Source organism: Mycobacterium sp. E2699 (genome assembly GCF_001666745.1).
In the GTDB taxonomy this organism is placed as follows: domain Bacteria; phylum Actinomycetota; class Actinomycetes; order Mycobacteriales; family Mycobacteriaceae; genus Mycobacterium.
Genome location: NZ_LZJH01000067.1, coordinates 40,449 through 55,611, shown reverse-complemented (window position 1 = coordinate 55,611; position 15,163 = coordinate 40,449). Strand labels below are relative to the sequence as shown.

Annotated in this window: 13 protein-coding genes; 3 read left to right on the top strand and 10 right to left on the bottom strand. The window is 66.3% G+C overall.

Translation table 11 applies throughout. From position 1 onward, the window contains the following. Positions 1-31: 31 nt before the first annotated feature. The 10 genes from A5696_RS11490 to A5696_RS11445 all read right to left on the bottom strand — a co-directional run bounded on the left by A5696_RS11490 (position 32) and on the right by A5696_RS11445 (position 12,548). Positions 32-1,501, bottom strand: a complete 1,470-nt coding sequence (locus A5696_RS11490; RefSeq protein ID WP_067878050.1) for an MCE family protein — start codon at positions 1,499-1,501, stop codon at positions 32-34. Continuing rightward, positions 1,502-2,623, bottom strand: coding sequence for an MCE family protein (locus tag A5696_RS11485; RefSeq protein ID WP_067878048.1), 1,122 nt, complete (start codon positions 2,621-2,623; stop codon positions 1,502-1,504). After that, complete coding sequence (locus A5696_RS11480) at positions 2,620-3,954, bottom strand: MCE family protein (RefSeq protein ID WP_067878045.1); 1,335 nt, start codon at positions 3,952-3,954, stop codon at positions 2,620-2,622. Before A5696_RS11480 ends, A5696_RS11485 begins: the two co-directional genes overlap by 4 nt. After that, positions 3,951-5,126: an MCE family protein gene (locus A5696_RS11475; protein WP_067878041.1), complete on the bottom strand. Its 1,176-nt coding sequence runs from the start codon at positions 5,124-5,126 to the stop codon at positions 3,951-3,953. The genes A5696_RS11480 and A5696_RS11475 overlap by 4 nt, the downstream gene beginning before the upstream one ends. Further along, complete coding sequence (locus A5696_RS11470; RefSeq protein ID WP_067878038.1) at positions 5,123-6,151, bottom strand: MCE family protein; 1,029 nt, start codon at positions 6,149-6,151, stop codon at positions 5,123-5,125. Before A5696_RS11470 ends, A5696_RS11475 begins: the two co-directional genes overlap by 4 nt. Continuing rightward, entirely contained in the window at positions 6,148-7,416 is a 1,269-nt protein-coding gene (locus tag A5696_RS11465; RefSeq protein WP_067878035.1) for an MCE family protein, read from the bottom strand. Before A5696_RS11465 ends, A5696_RS11470 begins: the two co-directional genes overlap by 4 nt. Positions 7,417-7,420: 4 nt before the next feature. Further along, complete coding sequence (locus A5696_RS11460) at positions 7,421-8,269, bottom strand: ABC transporter permease (protein WP_067878033.1); 849 nt, start codon at positions 8,267-8,269, stop codon at positions 7,421-7,423. Further along, positions 8,266-9,033, bottom strand: a complete 768-nt coding sequence (locus tag A5696_RS11455) for an ABC transporter permease (protein WP_067878031.1) — start codon at positions 9,031-9,033, stop codon at positions 8,266-8,268. Before A5696_RS11455 ends, A5696_RS11460 begins: the two co-directional genes overlap by 4 nt. A gap of 586 nt (positions 9,034-9,619) precedes the next feature. Continuing rightward, positions 9,620-11,638, bottom strand: a complete 2,019-nt coding sequence (locus A5696_RS11450) for a family 2A encapsulin nanocompartment cargo protein cysteine desulfurase (RefSeq protein WP_067878028.1) — start codon at positions 11,636-11,638, stop codon at positions 9,620-9,622. Further along, the gene (locus tag A5696_RS11445) at positions 11,625-12,548 is read right to left on the bottom strand and encodes a family 2A encapsulin nanocompartment shell protein (RefSeq protein WP_067878024.1); all 924 of its coding nucleotides are present in this window, start codon (positions 12,546-12,548) and stop codon (positions 11,625-11,627) included. The genes A5696_RS11450 and A5696_RS11445 overlap by 14 nt, the downstream gene beginning before the upstream one ends. A gap of 193 nt (positions 12,549-12,741) precedes the next feature. Here A5696_RS11445 and A5696_RS29155 point away from each other — a divergent pair, with 193 nt between their 5' ends. From A5696_RS29155 to cysK, 3 genes are all read left to right on the top strand, one after another. Continuing rightward, entirely contained in the window at positions 12,742-12,819 is a 78-nt protein-coding gene (locus A5696_RS29155) for an Rv2334A family Cys-rich leader peptide (protein WP_369803326.1), read from the top strand. 132 nt (positions 12,820-12,951) lie between these two features. Further along, the gene (locus tag A5696_RS11440) at positions 12,952-14,220 is read left to right on the top strand and encodes a thioester domain-containing protein (protein ID WP_067878021.1); all 1,269 of its coding nucleotides are present in this window, start codon (positions 12,952-12,954) and stop codon (positions 14,218-14,220) included. Positions 14,221-14,229: 9 nt separating this feature from the next. Beyond that, on the top strand, positions 14,230-15,162 hold the full coding sequence (cysK, locus tag A5696_RS11435; RefSeq protein ID WP_067878018.1) for a cysteine synthase A: 933 nt from the start codon (positions 14,230-14,232) through the stop codon (positions 15,160-15,162). Position 15,163: the final 1 nt, after the last annotated feature.

The following is a 15,163-nucleotide window of genomic DNA, read 5'->3' as shown; positions in this document are numbered from 1 at the left end:
CCTCACTGTCCCGGCCCGGGGCCGGGACCATCTACGGTTGCGGGACAAGAAGTGACTGCCAGTTCTTGGCACGGGGGTGCGACAGGTCGGACTCGGTGTAGCGGTGCCCGTCCGGCCCGGTGTAGTCGCCGGTGGCCGGGTCGTACGTCGCGACCGCCAACGGCGCGGGTGGCGGTGCGATCCCCCGCGGCGGTGGCAGCCGCGGATCCTGGCCCGGCGGGTACTGCGGAACGCCCTGGCCGCTGTAGGTGGCGTTGGGGTCGCCCTTCCAGTTGTAGCCGTCGTTGAGCGGCACGTAGTCTTCGTCGCTCTCACACAACTCGACCGTCGGCGCGCGCTTCCACGGCTTGGTCTCGCACGGAATGTTGCGCGCTCCACGCACATTGAGCTCGGAGTCCTGCGGGACGCGGCAGTACAGCTCCGCGGCCGGCCGGTCCGGTGCGTCGACGTCGGCCGGTGAGCGGCGCTGGGTGGGCGGCAGGAAGCCCGTCGTGCATGGCGGCGGCAGGTTCAGGTTGAGGTTGAAATCGAGGTAGAAGCCCTTGTATTCCTGCTTGCTGTACAAGTTGGGCACCAGGGCCGCCGACATCACCGCGATGCCCTGTGGAAGGAGCACAAGAATCTGCTCGATGTCGTGGCGGTACACCACGGCGATGTCGCCGAGGCTGACGAGGTTGGCCATCAGCACCGGCACGGCCGGTGCCACCCGATCGAACAGCGCGCGCCCTTCCTCCAGCCCGGAACTGCCTTGGGTCAACAGGTCTCGCACCGCCGCGTTCTGCGCCTTGAACTGCGCCATGATGGCCGAGGTGCGATTGGCCCACGTCCCGATCGCGTCGGAGGTCTGCACCTGCGAATTGAGTACCGCGGGCGACTGGTCGATCAGGGCGGCGAGTGGGTCGGCGGTGCGTCCTCCCGCGGTGGCCAGCGCGGTGGACCCGTCGACGATCCGGGACAGCTCGGGTCCGAGTCCGCTGACGGCGCGATCCGTCTCGTCGATGACGGTGCGCAGGTTGTCTCGCGGGATCGCTTGCAGCGCACGGTTGGTCAAATCGAGGAGGTGCCCGATGTCAACCGGAACGTCGACCCGGCCGGCCGGGATGACATCGCCCGCACGCAGCGGCCGGGACTGTTCCCCCTCCTTGCCCGGCGGCGGGGTCAGATCGATGTACTGCTCGCCGATCGCCGAGCGGCTGTGCACCGAGGCCTGGACATCGGAGGGCACTTTGACGCCCGACCGCAAGGCGAGCACGGCGCGCACGCCCGTCGCGGTGACGTCGACCGACTTGACCTGGCCGATGTCGGTGCCGCGATAGGTGACGACAGAGGTCGTGTAGAGCCCGCCCGAGGAGGGCAGGTCCACGGTGACGGTGTACTCACCGATCCCGAACAGGGTTTGCGGCAACTTCATGAAGTTGAATGCCATTGCGCCACAGGAGACGACGGTGACCAAAGACAGCACGGCCAGCTGAATCCAGGTCCGGCGGTTCAGGCGCAGCATTCAGTACCCCCCGTTGTGGTAGGGGAAGGTGAGCGGATTGCCCCCGGTCACCGGGCTCGGCTGCATTCCGATCGTGCGTCCCCACTGCATCTCGAGTTCGGTGAGGTTGCCCTCCCAGCGGGACCCGGTGAAAAGCGAGGTGTCGATGCGGCTCAGCGTCAGGTCGACGATCATCGTGAGGTTGGCGTAGTCGCCGCGGAACCAGTTCTTGACGGTGGATGTCGGCCACGGGTAGGTGGCTAGGCCGTCCAGGCCCTTGGTGAGCGCCGGTCCGGCGTCGGCGAGCGACCGCAGCACCGGGGCGATGTCGCGCAGGTTGTTCACCAGCGATTCCTTGCTCTGGTGGATGGTGTCGGCGGCGATCGCACTGAACTTGCCGAGTTGATCGATCGCATCGGCGATCTTGGTGCGTTCCTCGGCGAGGATCGCCAAGGCTTTCGGCACCGTCATCAGCGCCTTGTCCACCACGGGGTCCTTGGAGGCGAATTGCCCGGCGAGCGAGTTGAGGTTCTCGGCCGCGGCGATGATGTCGTCGGTCTGCGCATTGGTGCCTTTGATGAACTCGTCGAGCTGTCCGAGCAGGCTGCGCATCTCGTTCTCCCGGCCGCCGAATGCCTTGGCGATCGCCTGGTTGATCTCCTGCAGCTGTCCGATGCCGCCGCCGTTCAACAGGATTGACACCGAGGCGAGCGTCTGTTCGGTGGTCGGATACATGCTCGCGCGCGACAACGGGATCACCGACCCGTTCTTGAGCTCACCGACCGGCGGCTCGTCCTTGGGCGGTGCGAGTTCGATGTGCATCGACCCCAGCAGGCTGGTCTGCCCGAGCTTGGCCGTCGAATTGGCCGGCAGGTGGACATCCCCGTTGATGCGCATCGTCACCAGGGCATGCCAGTCCTGGAGCTCGATCTTGGTGACGTCGCCGACGTTGACGTCGTCGACGCGCACCCGGGTGTTCTGCTGGATGGTGACCACGTCAGGCAGTTGCGCCTGGATCGTGTAGGCGTCCGGCCCCCCGCCGGCGGTGCCGGGCAGCTTGAACGAGTTGATGCCGCGCCATTCGCATCCCGACAGTGCGGCCACGCAGGCGAGGCCGAGCGCGGCGGCCAGCGCGCGTCTCATGACGCCCCCGTCGGCAGCATGAGGTTCTGCAGGACCTGGGTCGAGCTCACGTTGTTCTCCGGCGGCGGGGGCGGCGCCTGCGTCGGCTGCGGCTGGTTGTCGAGCACCGCGGGCGGCGGCGCCTCCGGCGTTTGCGGCGCCTCCGGCGGTGGGGGCGGCGTGTAACCGGGGCGAAGCGAGTCTTCGCTGTAGGTGATCTCGTTGGGCCGGGCCTGCGTGCCGACGAACGGGTTGATCCCGGCCGGAATGTAGTTGTAGATGCGGTTTTTGATGATCGGGTTCACATACTGCAGGCACAGCTTCGAAACGCGGTCCAAGCGCGCCCGGGCGGCCGCCTCGATCGAGCTGCAGATCCACTGCGGGATGTCGGCGAAGTTGTTCAGCGCCAGGATGCCCGTCATCGCGCTCTGCGCGGGCTGGTAGATGTTCATGAAGTTCTGGAACACCGTCGGGACGACATGCAGGATTTGCTTGATGTCGGCGCGGCTGTCGTTGAGGGCGGTGGTGATGGAGCTCAGCCTGTCGAACGTGACGCCCACGGACTCCCGGTTCTCGGCGAGGAATTCGCGCAGGTCGGCGAGCGCCCCGTCGAGGCCCTGCACCGCGTTCGCGACTTCGTTGGGGCTGTTCGTCAGTATTGTCGTCACGCTGGCCAGGTTCTGGTTGAAGGAGGCCAGCAGGTCGCTGCTCGAGTACAGCGCCGAGACCAGCAACTGGAGATTGCGCACGGTGCTGAAGATGTCGTCCGCGTGGTCGCCGAGCGCCGAAATCGCCTGCGACAGCTTGATGATCGTGTCACGGGCGGTATCGCCCTGTCCGCGCAGGTTGTCCGCGGCCGAGTTGATGAATTCGCCCGCCGTATTCACACCCCCGGGCGTCGTCGGCTGCAGGGCATCGGTCAGCTTCTCCAGCTGCTTGCGGAAGTCGTCCCATTCCACCGGAACCGCCGTGCGGTTCAAGGGAATCGACGCCCCGGGAGTCAGTTTGGGGCCGCCGGAGTAGGCCGGAACGAGCTGGATCGCGCGGGGGGTGACCAACGACGGCGACAAGATTGCGGCGCGCGCGCCGGCCGGCACGGCGTACTGCTTGTCCACGGAGAACGTCACCTTGGAGCTCGCCGGCTGCGGCTCGATCTTGTCCACCACGCCGACCGCGACGCCGAGGATGCGGATCTCGTCGCCGACGAACAAGCCGTTGGCCTCCGTGAAATACGCCGAGTACGTGTTCTTTTCGACGTCGTTCCAGAGTTTCCTCGCCACCAGGAACGACGCGGCGACCAACGTCACGGCCAGGCTTACGGCTGTGACCCGGCTCAGGGTTCTTCGCGTCATTGCCCGCCACCTTCCGCCGGTGCCGGGCTCGGCTCCGGAGCCGGGCCGGGCGCGGGCCCCGGCGAGGGCGGCTGTGACCAGATCGGGTGCGGCGCATCCTCCGGCGGCACGGGCGGGCTCCCGGTCGGCGGGTCGACCGCCTCCGACGGCAGCTTCTGGTTGGGGTCCAGTGGCCGGTCGTACATCCTCGCGTCGAGGGTAGGGCCGCCCAGCTGACCGGGGATCAGGTTGGCGACGTATGCCTTGAAGAACGGCCCCGAGCCCAGGACCTCACCGAACGACATCGCGTAACGCTTGAACTTCGGCAGCGTCTGCTGCAGGTCTTCCTTGCGGTTGTCCAGGATCTCGAGCACGCCGTTGAGCTTGTCGAGGGCCGGCTTGAGCTGGGTTCGGTTGTCGTTCACCAGCCCCGAGATCTGATGCGACACCGCGGTGAGGTTGTTCATCAGCGCGTCGATCGAATCCCGTTCGTCCAGCAGCGCCGCCAGTAACGCGTTGGAGTTCGCCACCAGGCCCGCGATCTGCTGGCTGCGCCGGCCCAGCACGCCCGACACCTTGTTGGCGTTGCCGAGCAGGCTGCGCAGTTGCTCGTCGCGGTTGTTGAGGGTCTGCGAGAATCGGGCCACGCCCTGCAGCGCGGGCCTGAGGTCCGTCGGCGTCTCCTTGAAGGTCTCGGCCAAAGTGGTCAGCGCCGATGACAATTGGTTGGTGTCGAGGCCACTGATGGTGGTCGTCAGGTCGCCCAGCGCGACCGGAAGGTCGTAGGGCGAGGTGGTGCGCTCCAACGGGATGACGCCCTTCAGCTCGCCTTCACCGCGCGACGTCAGTTCCAGCATCTTGCTGCCCAGAATCGTCTCGGTCTTGATCGCCGCTTCCGTGCGGTCACCGAGCTGGATCCGCTTGCGGACGGTGAAGCCCACCCGAACCTTGGTGCCCTCCAACCTGATGTCGCGGACCCTGCCCACGCCCATGCCGGAAACCCGCACCGTGTTACCCACCTTGATGCCACCGGCCTCGGAGAAGTACGCCGCATAGTCCCTGGTGTTCTTGACGAACGGCAACTTGTCGTACTGGAAGGCGGCCACGGTGACGCAGAGCACGATCGCGGTGCCTATCACGCCGATCGTGATCGGGCTTCGCGCGCTGAGCGACTTGAGCTTCGGCAACCTCATTGCGGCGTGCACCGCCCGCTCGGCTGACCGAGCAGCTTGACGTAAATCGGATTGCCCCCCTTGCCGTTCAGCTTCAGCAACACCTCGCAGAAGTAGAAGCCGAAGTAGTCGCCGTTGAGCCCCTGCCGGGCCAGCACCTGGTAGGTGTCGGGAAGCTGCTTGAGCAGGTTGTCGACGTACTCCCGGTCGGCCAGGACCTGGGCCGACATCCGGTCCGTCTCGTGCACAACGTCCTTGATCGGCTGCCGTGCCTGCACCAGCAGATCGGTGACCGAGCCCGCGGCCGCGTTGATGTAGGCCAGTCCGGTCGAGATGTCGTCCTTGCGCTGCGCCAGGCCGTCGACGAGCGCGGACAGTTTATCCAGCCCGTCGGAGAACTCGTGGTCGCGCGCTGCGAAGGTGTGCAGCACGGTGTTCAGGTTCTTGATCAGCTCACCGATCAGCTCGCTCCGCCCCGCGAGGGTGGAAGTCAGCGTCGAGGTCTGTGCCAGCACGGAGGCGAGGGTGCCGCCCTGCCCCTGGAAGATCCGCAGCAGTTCCCCGGACAACGCGTTGACCTGGTCGGGGTCCAGCGCCCGGAACAGCGGGCGGAAGCCCCCGATCAGCGCGTCGATGTCCAGCGCGGGCGACGTCCGCGCCAGCGGAATCGTCGCGCCGGGCGCCAGGCGGTGCGGCGGCCCCGGCCCCTCCTCGAGGGCGAGATAGCGATCGCCGATCAGGTTCTCGTAGCGCACAACCGCTTTCGTGCCCTCGGTGAGGCGGACCCCGTTGTCGACCGAGAAACCGACGGTGACCGTGCCGTCCCGATGCAGGGCAAGGTCGCCGACCTTGCCGACCTCCACCCCGGCGATGCGGACGAAGTTGCCGGACTTCAGACCGGAGATGTTGGTGAAGACGGCCTGATAGCCGGTGCGATCCTCGAAGCGCAACTGACCGAACACCGCGATGAGGGTGAACGTGAACACGAGGCAGACCGTCGTGAAGAGCGCGACGCGCGCGATGATCCCGGAAAGGTTCTTTCTCATGGGGGCGGCTGACCCCCGCGGAAGAAGTAGCGGGGCGCCTCGGGCGGGTTCTTCGTGGTCGGGAAGTAGTTCGACCACCAGGGGTTGCCCGCGGCGACGTTCGTGCGGATCTCGTTCGGAGCGGCGCCCCACCCGGTGTCGGTGACCAGCGCGCGCACCGGGAAGTTGGCGCTCGGGTCGGGCAGCGAGCCACAGCTGGGCCTGCCGCCAGGGCCGCCGGTGGCGTTCACCTTGGGCAGGTGCTTCGGGTACCGGTACGGGTCGTCGCCGAAGAGCAGCCCGGCATCCATGATGAACGAATAGCCGTTGCCACCCAGCATGTCCCGGCCGCCGTGGTCCACGTACCACTGCGCTCCCGTGAACAGGCAGGTGAACGTCGGCGAGTACTTGTTGAGCAGCGCCGTGGTCGGATCGAGCAGGTTGACCGAGCGAACGATGTTGGTCTCGTTGCGGCCGATGACGCTGATCCCCGCCTGACTGAAGCCCGCCGCGGACAACAGCAGCGCGTCGAGCGACCGCTGGTTTTCGGTGAGGGTGGCGCTGGTTGTCGTCGCCGAGTCGAGGATCGACAGGATGTCTTGTGCCGCATCGGAATAGATGGCCGCCGTCTTGCCGAACAACCGCCAGTCACGGTGGATCGTGTCCATGCGGGGATTGACGGTCAGCAGGATGTCGTTGGCGTCGACGATCGCCTGCCCGATCCGTTCGCCCTTGCCGCGCACGGACTGGGCGAACGCCGACAGGATCGAGTTCATCTTCGCCGGGTCGATGGCCTGCACCACGGACTGCAGGTTCTCGAAGACGGTGTTGACTTCGACGGTGACATTGCGGGAGTGCAGCACCGCGCCGGGTTTCAGCGGTGTGGGGCTGGGGTGCTCGGGCACGATGAGGTCGACGTACTTTGACCCGAAAGCGGTGGTCGACTTTATCTCGGCCTCGAGGTTGCTCGGCAGGTACTTGAACGCGTTCGGCTGCAACTTCAATTGGAGCTCAGCCGCTTTCACATCTGTGCCGATGGACGCGACCTGTCCCACCTCCACGCCGCGAAGCTTGACCTTCGCCCCGGTTTCCATCACCAGGCCCGCCCGGTTCGACACCAGCGTCAGCGGGACGAAGTCCTCGAATTTCCCCGAGAACGACGCGGCCGTCAGCGCGACGAGACCCCCGATGAGAACGAACAACGTCGGCGCGAGCCAGATCGGGTCGATCTTGCTGGAGCGAACCCTGTTTCTCCTGCCGGGGACACCGCTGATGTGGTTGGTCATGCGATCACCCCGACAGATTGAAATTGCCGTGCTGGCCGTAGACGGACAGCGAAATCATCAGGCAGACAAAGGCGGTGATGATCATCGACGTCCGCACCGAGCGGCCCACAGCCTCACCCACCCCGGCGGGACCACCGGTCGCGTTGAAGCCGTAGTACGTGTGCACGACCATCACACCGGTCGCCATGCTCAGCGCCGCCACGAACGACCACAGCAGGTCGTTGGGGCGCAGAAACGTGGAGAAGTAGTGCTCGTAGACGCCGCGGGACTGCCCGTAGACGTAGATGGTGAGCGACTTCGCCGCGACGAACGACATCAGCACCGCGACGGCGTAGAGCGGGATCACCACCAGGACGCCGGCGATGATCCGCGTCGACGCCAGGTAGGTGATCGCGCGGATGCCCATGACCTCCAGCGCGTCGATCTCCTCGTTGATCCGCATGGCGCCCAGCTGGGCGGTCGCCCCGGCCCCGATCGTCGCCGACAACGCCAGGCCGGCCGTGCACGGCGCGATCATGCGGACGTTCAGGAACGCCGACAGAAAACCGGTCAGCGCTTCCACACCGATGTTGGACAGGGTGTCGTAGCCCTGCACCGCGACCAGCGCGCCGGTGGTCAGGGTGAGGAACCCGATGATGCCTACGGTTCCCCCGATCACCGCCAGCGCACCGGTGCCCATGCCCATCTCGGCGATCAGGCGCAGCAGCTCGCCCGGATAGCGGCGGACCGCGTCGCCGATGTTAGCCAGGGACCTTCCGTAGAACGCGGTCTGTTCGCCGAGCTTGCGGGTGGCCTCCACCAGCCTCGGGCCGAACTCGGCCAGCCAGGACTGCTCGCGGGCGGCGTCGCTCATTTGGCGGTCACCTTCACTCCGAGTGCGGTGCTCAAGATGTTGATGAAGAACAGCGCCATGAACGAGAACACCACGGTCTCGTTCACCGCGTTGCCGACGCCGGTGGGGCCGCCGCCCACCGACAGGCCCTTGTAGCAGGCGATCAGGCCCGCCGACAGTCCGAAAAGCGTGGCCTTGATGAGCGAGATCACGACCTGCGGCAGCCCGGTGACCAGAGTCATGCCCGCGATGAAGGCGCCGGGGGTGACGTGCTGGACGAAGACGACGAAGACGTAGCTGCCGACCAATCCGGTGACGGCGACCACCGAGTACAGCAACACCGCGACGAAAATCGCGGCGAGGATGCGCGGCACCACCAGCGCCTGGATCGGGTTGACGCCGATCACCTTCATCGCGTCGATTTCCTCGCGGATGGTGCGCGCGCCCAGGTCGGCACACATCGCAGTCGACCCGGCGCCCGAAACCACCATCGCCGTGACGACCGGCCCCACCTGGGTCACCGACGCCAGTCCCGCGCCCGCGCCAGAAAGGTCACCGGCGCCGATCTCGACCAGCAGGATGTTGAGGACGAACACGATGAGCACCGTGTAGGGGATCGACAGCATGATCGTCGGGAAGATCGACACGCGGGCGACGAACCAGATCTGCTCGAGGATTTCCCGCCAGGCCCACGGTCGCCGCACCACCGTGAACAGCGCCTCGGCGGTGAACAGGAAGAATCCGCCCAGCGCGTTCATGGGCTTGGCAATGGTGGTGCCGTTCATAACGCGCGCTCAACGCGACGCACGTCCCTTTGCCTCAACGCGTTCCCCATTTTCGTAACACCATTAATCCGTTTGTAATTAGCTGGTCCGAAGGTGAGCAGCGCTGTTTACAAACGACCGCGATGTCTCGTTGCGCGCATAGACCACGCGAGGAATTTATTGGCAAAGCTATGCCCGGCGTCAGGGTTGCAATCACCTAGAAGAAATATGCCCAGGCGCGAAATTTGCTGCGCCGACGAACTCCACAGGGCGATTCATAGCCCCTGACCTGGGTCAAGTGAACGTCGGCTGGACCGAAGGGCAACCAGCCAGGGTGGTCCGCGCCACAGTCCCGGCCAGCGCACGCGCGAGGACCCCACGCCGGCGCGGACCGCGGCGACCCGCGGTTCGCCCACACCGATGCCGCGCCGGGATTCGCCACGTCGCGAATGCATCTCACCCATGCCGAAATCCGCTCGACTATTCGGGGCCGCCGGATTCTGATTCCGGCTGTCACCGCTGCACGCAACAGTTCGGATTGCTCGAGCGAAATACAAGGCTTGGGTTCAGGGTGAGCGCAATTCGCCTCGGATTGCCCCGATGAAACTCAGCCGACGTTCGCGCCACCCTCGGCGATACGGCGCACCGCCCTGAGGAAGACGTCGATCTCCTCGAACTTGTTGTAGAACGCAAACGACGGGCGAACGGTGGCCTCCAACCCGAGGCGCCTCAGAATCGGCTGCGCGCAGTGATGGCCTGCACGCACGGCGATGCCCTCGGCATTGAGCGCCTTGCCCACCTCGAGCGGGTCGTGGCCGGCCAGCACGAACGACAGCACGCTCGCCTTCTCGGTGGCGGTGCCCACCAGGCGCACACCGGGGATGTCGGCCAGGCGCGGGGTGGCATAGTCCAGCAACGCGTGCTCGTAGGACGCAATGCGGTCCACACCCAAGCGCTCGACGTAACGCAGCGCCTCACCCAGCCCGACGGCATCGGCGATGTTGCCGGTTCCGGCCTCGAACTTGCTCGGGGGCCCCTGATACAGCGATCGCTCCAGGGTCACGTCGGCGATCATGTTGCCACCGCCCTGCCATGGCGGCGTCTCGGCCAGCGCCTCGTCGGTCCCATAGAGCACGCCGATTCCGGTGGGGCCGTAGATCTTATGCCCCGAGAATACGAAGAAGTCGACGCCGAGCTCGGAGACATCGACCGGTATGTGCTGAATGGACTGGGCACCGTCGATCAGGACCCGCGCGCCGTAGCGGTGGCCCAAGTCGACGATCTGCTCGACCGGCGTCACCGTGCCCAGCGCATTGGACACCTGTGTGGCGGCGACGAGTTTCGTCTTGGGCCCCAACAAATCCTCGAATTCCGACATCAGCAGGTTGCCCGCGTCGTCGACCGGTGCAACTTTCAGAACGGCGCCGGTTTTCTGCGAAAGCAGTTGCCACGGAACGATGTTGGCGTGGTGTTCGAGATGAGTGATGAGGATCTCGTCGCCGGGTAGCAAATGCTTGCCGCCCCAGGCATACGCCACCAGGTTGATGGCTTCCGTGGTGCCGCGCACGAAGATGATCTCTTCGCTCTTGGCCGCGCCGATGAATCGACGGACGGTGTCGCGGGCCTCTTCGTAGGCGTCGGTGGCCCGGGCCGCCAGTTCGTGCGCGGCGCGGTGAATGTTGGAGTTCTCGTGGGCGTAGAAGTGCGACAGCCGGTCGATCACCGCCTGCGGCTTCTGGGTGGTCGCCGCGTTGTCGAACCAGATCAGCGGCTTCCCGTTGACCGTCTCCTTCAGGATCGGAAAATCCGCGCGAATCGCGTTGACGTCGAACACCTCGTGTTCGTCCGGCAACTGAGGTACCGGCTCCGCCGTCAGGAAGTAGTAGTTGTGCTCATCGCCGGCCGGTGCGGTTACGGCGTCCGACCAGCCCAACTCGGCAACCGAGGGCGCCCCGGCCGGCCAGGAACGCGACAAACCGCGGGAGGCCGCCGGAACCGCCGGGGGCGCCCCCGCCAACACACCGGGAACGGTCGGGACGATGCCGTGGCTGGGCACCGCGAAACCGGTGAGGTCCCCGACGCCGGGCTGCGCCGCGAGGCCGGCCGATGGTGCCGTGGTGGTGTCCGGCACGCCGCCGCGCGGGGCGACGGGCACCGTCTGCGGGGGCGGCTCGGGTTCCGGCGAGGTGGGAGCCGGAAGGTAGATGTCCCGCACACCGACCAACGGGACCGGCGCGGGATACACATCAGCGGTGCCGGCGGCCTGCCCGGCCGAGGCGCCAGCCGTGGTGTCGGGCACGTTCCCCCGCGGGGCGACGGGCACGGTCTGCGGCGGGGGCTCGGGCTCGGGGGACGTGGGAGCCCGGACGTAGATGTCGGTGCCGCCGAGCAGCGGGACCGGCGTCGGATACACGTCCGCGGCGCGGGCCGCGGCTTGCCCTGCCGAGGTGGCGGCCGTCGCGTCCGGCACGGTGCCGCGCGGGGCGACCGGCGCCGACTGCGGTGGGCTGTCCGGACCGGGCCGGATGCTGGCCGCATACAGCTGGCTGGCCAGCGCCGCGAGCTCGGCGGCGCTGACGGGCAGGTCGCTTTCGGCGTCTACCGCTCGGTACTCACTTGTACTCATGGAACTGGTCCACGGCGACGTCGTCGAGCACGGCGAGCGCGTCGTCGGTGAGGACGGCCAAGGACGTGTAGAGGGTGACCAGGTAGGTCGCGATGGCCGACTGGTTGATGCCGGTGAACCGCACCGACAGGCCCGGCGCCTGCTCGCCGACCAGGCCCGGCTGGAACAGGCCCACCACGCCCTGGCGTTCCTCGCCCGTGCGCACCAGGATGAACTTCGTCTTTCCGTCTTCGACCGGCACCTTGTCCGACGGGATCAGCGGGATGCCGCGCCAGGTGATGAACTGAGCCCCGAACAGGCTCACGACCACCGGTGGCACCCCACGGTAGGTGGCCTCACGCCCGAACGCGGCGACTCCCAGCGGGTGCGTCAGGAAAAAGCTCGGCGTCTTCCAGACCTTCGTGATCAGCGCGTCCAGGTCGTCGGGCGTCGGGGCACCGGCCAGCGTCTGGATCGTCTGCTCGGGGGTCACCTGCGCCAACAGCCCGTACTCGGGGCTGTTGATCAGCTCGAGCTCTTGGCGTTCCTTGATCGTTTCGATGGTCAACCGCAGCTGCTGCGCGATCTGGTCGTGGGGACTCGAGTAGAGGTCGGAAACGCGGGTGTGGATGTCGACCAGGGTCGAAATCGAACGCAGCGTGTATTCCCGGGGGCTGGTCTCGTAGTCGACGTAGGTCTCCGGCAGCGGTTCTTCGGTGCCGGCGCCCTCTTCGGCCTTCACCGCGACGGCATCGGGATTGATCACCCGGTTGACCCGGTAAAGTCCCGCTTCCACCGGGACCCAGCTGAGCAAATGGAGCAACCACCGCGGCGTGATGGTCGAGAGTTGGGGGACGGTCTTCGTCGCATTGGCAAGCTGGCGGGCGCCAAGATCACCAAGCGCCTGAGACTCACTTTGAGCCGACGTCATCGGGATCCTTTCGAACTCGGTTCAGTGCCGCGGCGCGCGCGGCAGCTTCATGATCGCCCACCCTAGGCTGGCGTGCGCGCCGAGCGTAGGCGAATGCGCAGCGGAGTGAGAAGGTTTACACCGGCGCTGAGTGAAACCGGCGAAACGGGCCCGAAATCTGACAGTCACCTTGCCGGGCCCTATAGTGGGGCGCATGCAACAGGCCGTTCAGCTGCGCTTCGTACCTTCGCGCCGCCCCGCCGTGGACTGTTGTTGTTGTCGCTGCTGTTGATTTCCTGACGCCCTCTGACGCTGTAGAAATCCTCGCGCTTTCCCCGCAGTGGGTTGGACCCGCGGTCTACCCGGCGGCGTGAGCTGCGCCCAGCCATATTCACGTCAAATTCTTTCAGGAAGATCACCATCCATGACCGTCTTGTCCATGCCCAACCGCGCCGTGGCGCGGGTGGCGACCCGCCGGCGCTTCGTGGTCCGGCCGGCCACCGACATCACCCGCATGACGCGTTACCGAGGCGGAACCTACTCCCACACCGTCGACAGAATCTGCTTCACCGACGGCAGCTGGGCACGTACGGATCTGATCCGGCTGAACCCCAACCTGTCGGCATACTCGCTGGACTTCAGCGGCGTTGCGCCCCACCTGCCATCGCGCTATCAGGTTGGCTCCTGGTCCGCCGTGCCCCACCTGCGCACCCGCGGCCGCGAAGCCGAAGTCGACTGGATCCTGCGGCACTCGTTTCCGGCGTACCCCATCGCGGAGCTCAGCCAACGATTGCGCGCTGCCGGCTACCCGCTGGGACCGGCCAACCTCAGCGAACATGAAGCCATCGCGGCAACCCAGGCCGCAATCTGGCACTTCACCAACGGTTTGGCGTTGGACACACAGCCCCTGAACGAGCCCGTCGCCGTACACGAGGCACCTGGGCCGGTGATCACCTTCGAATTCGATGGGCAGCCACAGCTGGGCGGCTACTCCGTACGGACGGCCTCCGAAACCAGCATTGGCGTGAAACTGCAGAAGTCAGCCAATGGGGTTGATTGGCAAGACGTTTCGGGTTCACAGCTGACCATCAAACCCGGCCGGGGACGGCATCGGCGCACCCTTGGCATTGGCAGCACGCTTTCGGCGAGTAGCCACGGCGGCGGTGGGCGCGGTTACCGTTACTACCGGCTCGTCGCGACCGACGGCGCGACAATCGGCGACGTTCGCTTCTGGCTGACGGGTACTCGCCACTACCGCAATGCCGATCGCGTGGTGCACCTCTACAATTACCTACTCGCCGGGGCGGGCAGTGCCCTGCAAAACTGCGACGAGCTTCGACTGGTCGATACTCACGCAACCGCCGAATCCGAACTCATTGGACCGTTCCAAGTGCGAATCCCCTTGAGTCTCAGTGCCGCTGACGGACACACGCTCGTCGGCGCCGACGGTTCGGTTATCGATGACATCGTTTGGCCGGGAACGGACTTTTATGTGCGTCCCGCACGGGGTACAACCGCAATGACAATGACCGCAACGACATCGCAGAACTGCTCCGGGCGCGTACTGACCGGTGAGGCTTTTGCGGGGGCGTCACAGCGATTCACGCCCGTTGCGCTTATCGTTCCAATAGACGTCGCCATCGAATTCGACATCACCTGGCAGGCCGACGAGCCCTGTACCGACATCGCCTAAGGGAGTTTCATGAGTATCGCCGAGGACGTCACGCAGCTGATCGGAAACACGCCGCTGGTCCGGCTGCGCCGGGTCACCGAAGGCGCGGTCGCCGACGTCGTCGCCAAGCTGGAATCCTTCAACCCGGCAAACAGCGTGAAGGACCGCATCGGGGTCGCCATGCTGGACGCGGCCGAAAAAGCCGGCCTGATCAAACCCGACACGATCATCCTTGAGCCGACCAGCGGGAACACCGGCATCGCGTTGGCGATGGTGTGCGCGGCACGCGGTTACAGATGCGTGCTGACAATGCCCGACACCATGAGCATCGAGAGGCGCATACTGCTGCGTGCCTACGGCGCAGAACTCGTGCTGACGCCCGGCGCGGAAGGCATGCCGGGCGCCATCGCCAAGGCCGAGGAACTGGCAAAGACCGACCAACGGTATTTCGTGCCCCAACAGTTCGAGAACCCGGCCAACCCGGCCATCCACCGCGCGACCACCGCCGAGGAGGTGTGGCGCGACACCGACGGGAAGGTCGACATATTCGTCGCCGGGGTCGGCACCGGCGGCACCATCACCGGGGTCGCCCAAGTCATCAAGGAACGCAACCCGTCGGTCCAATTTGTGGCCGTCGAGCCGGCAGCCTCCCCGGTGCTGTCCGGTGGACAGAAGGGGCCTCACCCGATTCAGGGAATCGGCGCCGGGTTTGTCCCGGGGGTGCTGGATATGGACTTGGTGGACGAGGTCATCGCGGTCGGCAACGAGGAGTCGCTCGTCATGGCCCGGCGGTTGGCGCGGGAGGAGGGATTGCTGTCCGGCATCTCATCCGGCGCGGCCGTGGTGGCCGCCCTGCAGCTGGCCCAGCGACCGGCCAACGCCGGCAAGCTCGTGGTGGTCGTCCTGCCCAGCTTCGGTGAGCGCTACCTGAGCACACCGCTCTTCGCCGACCTGGCGGACTAGC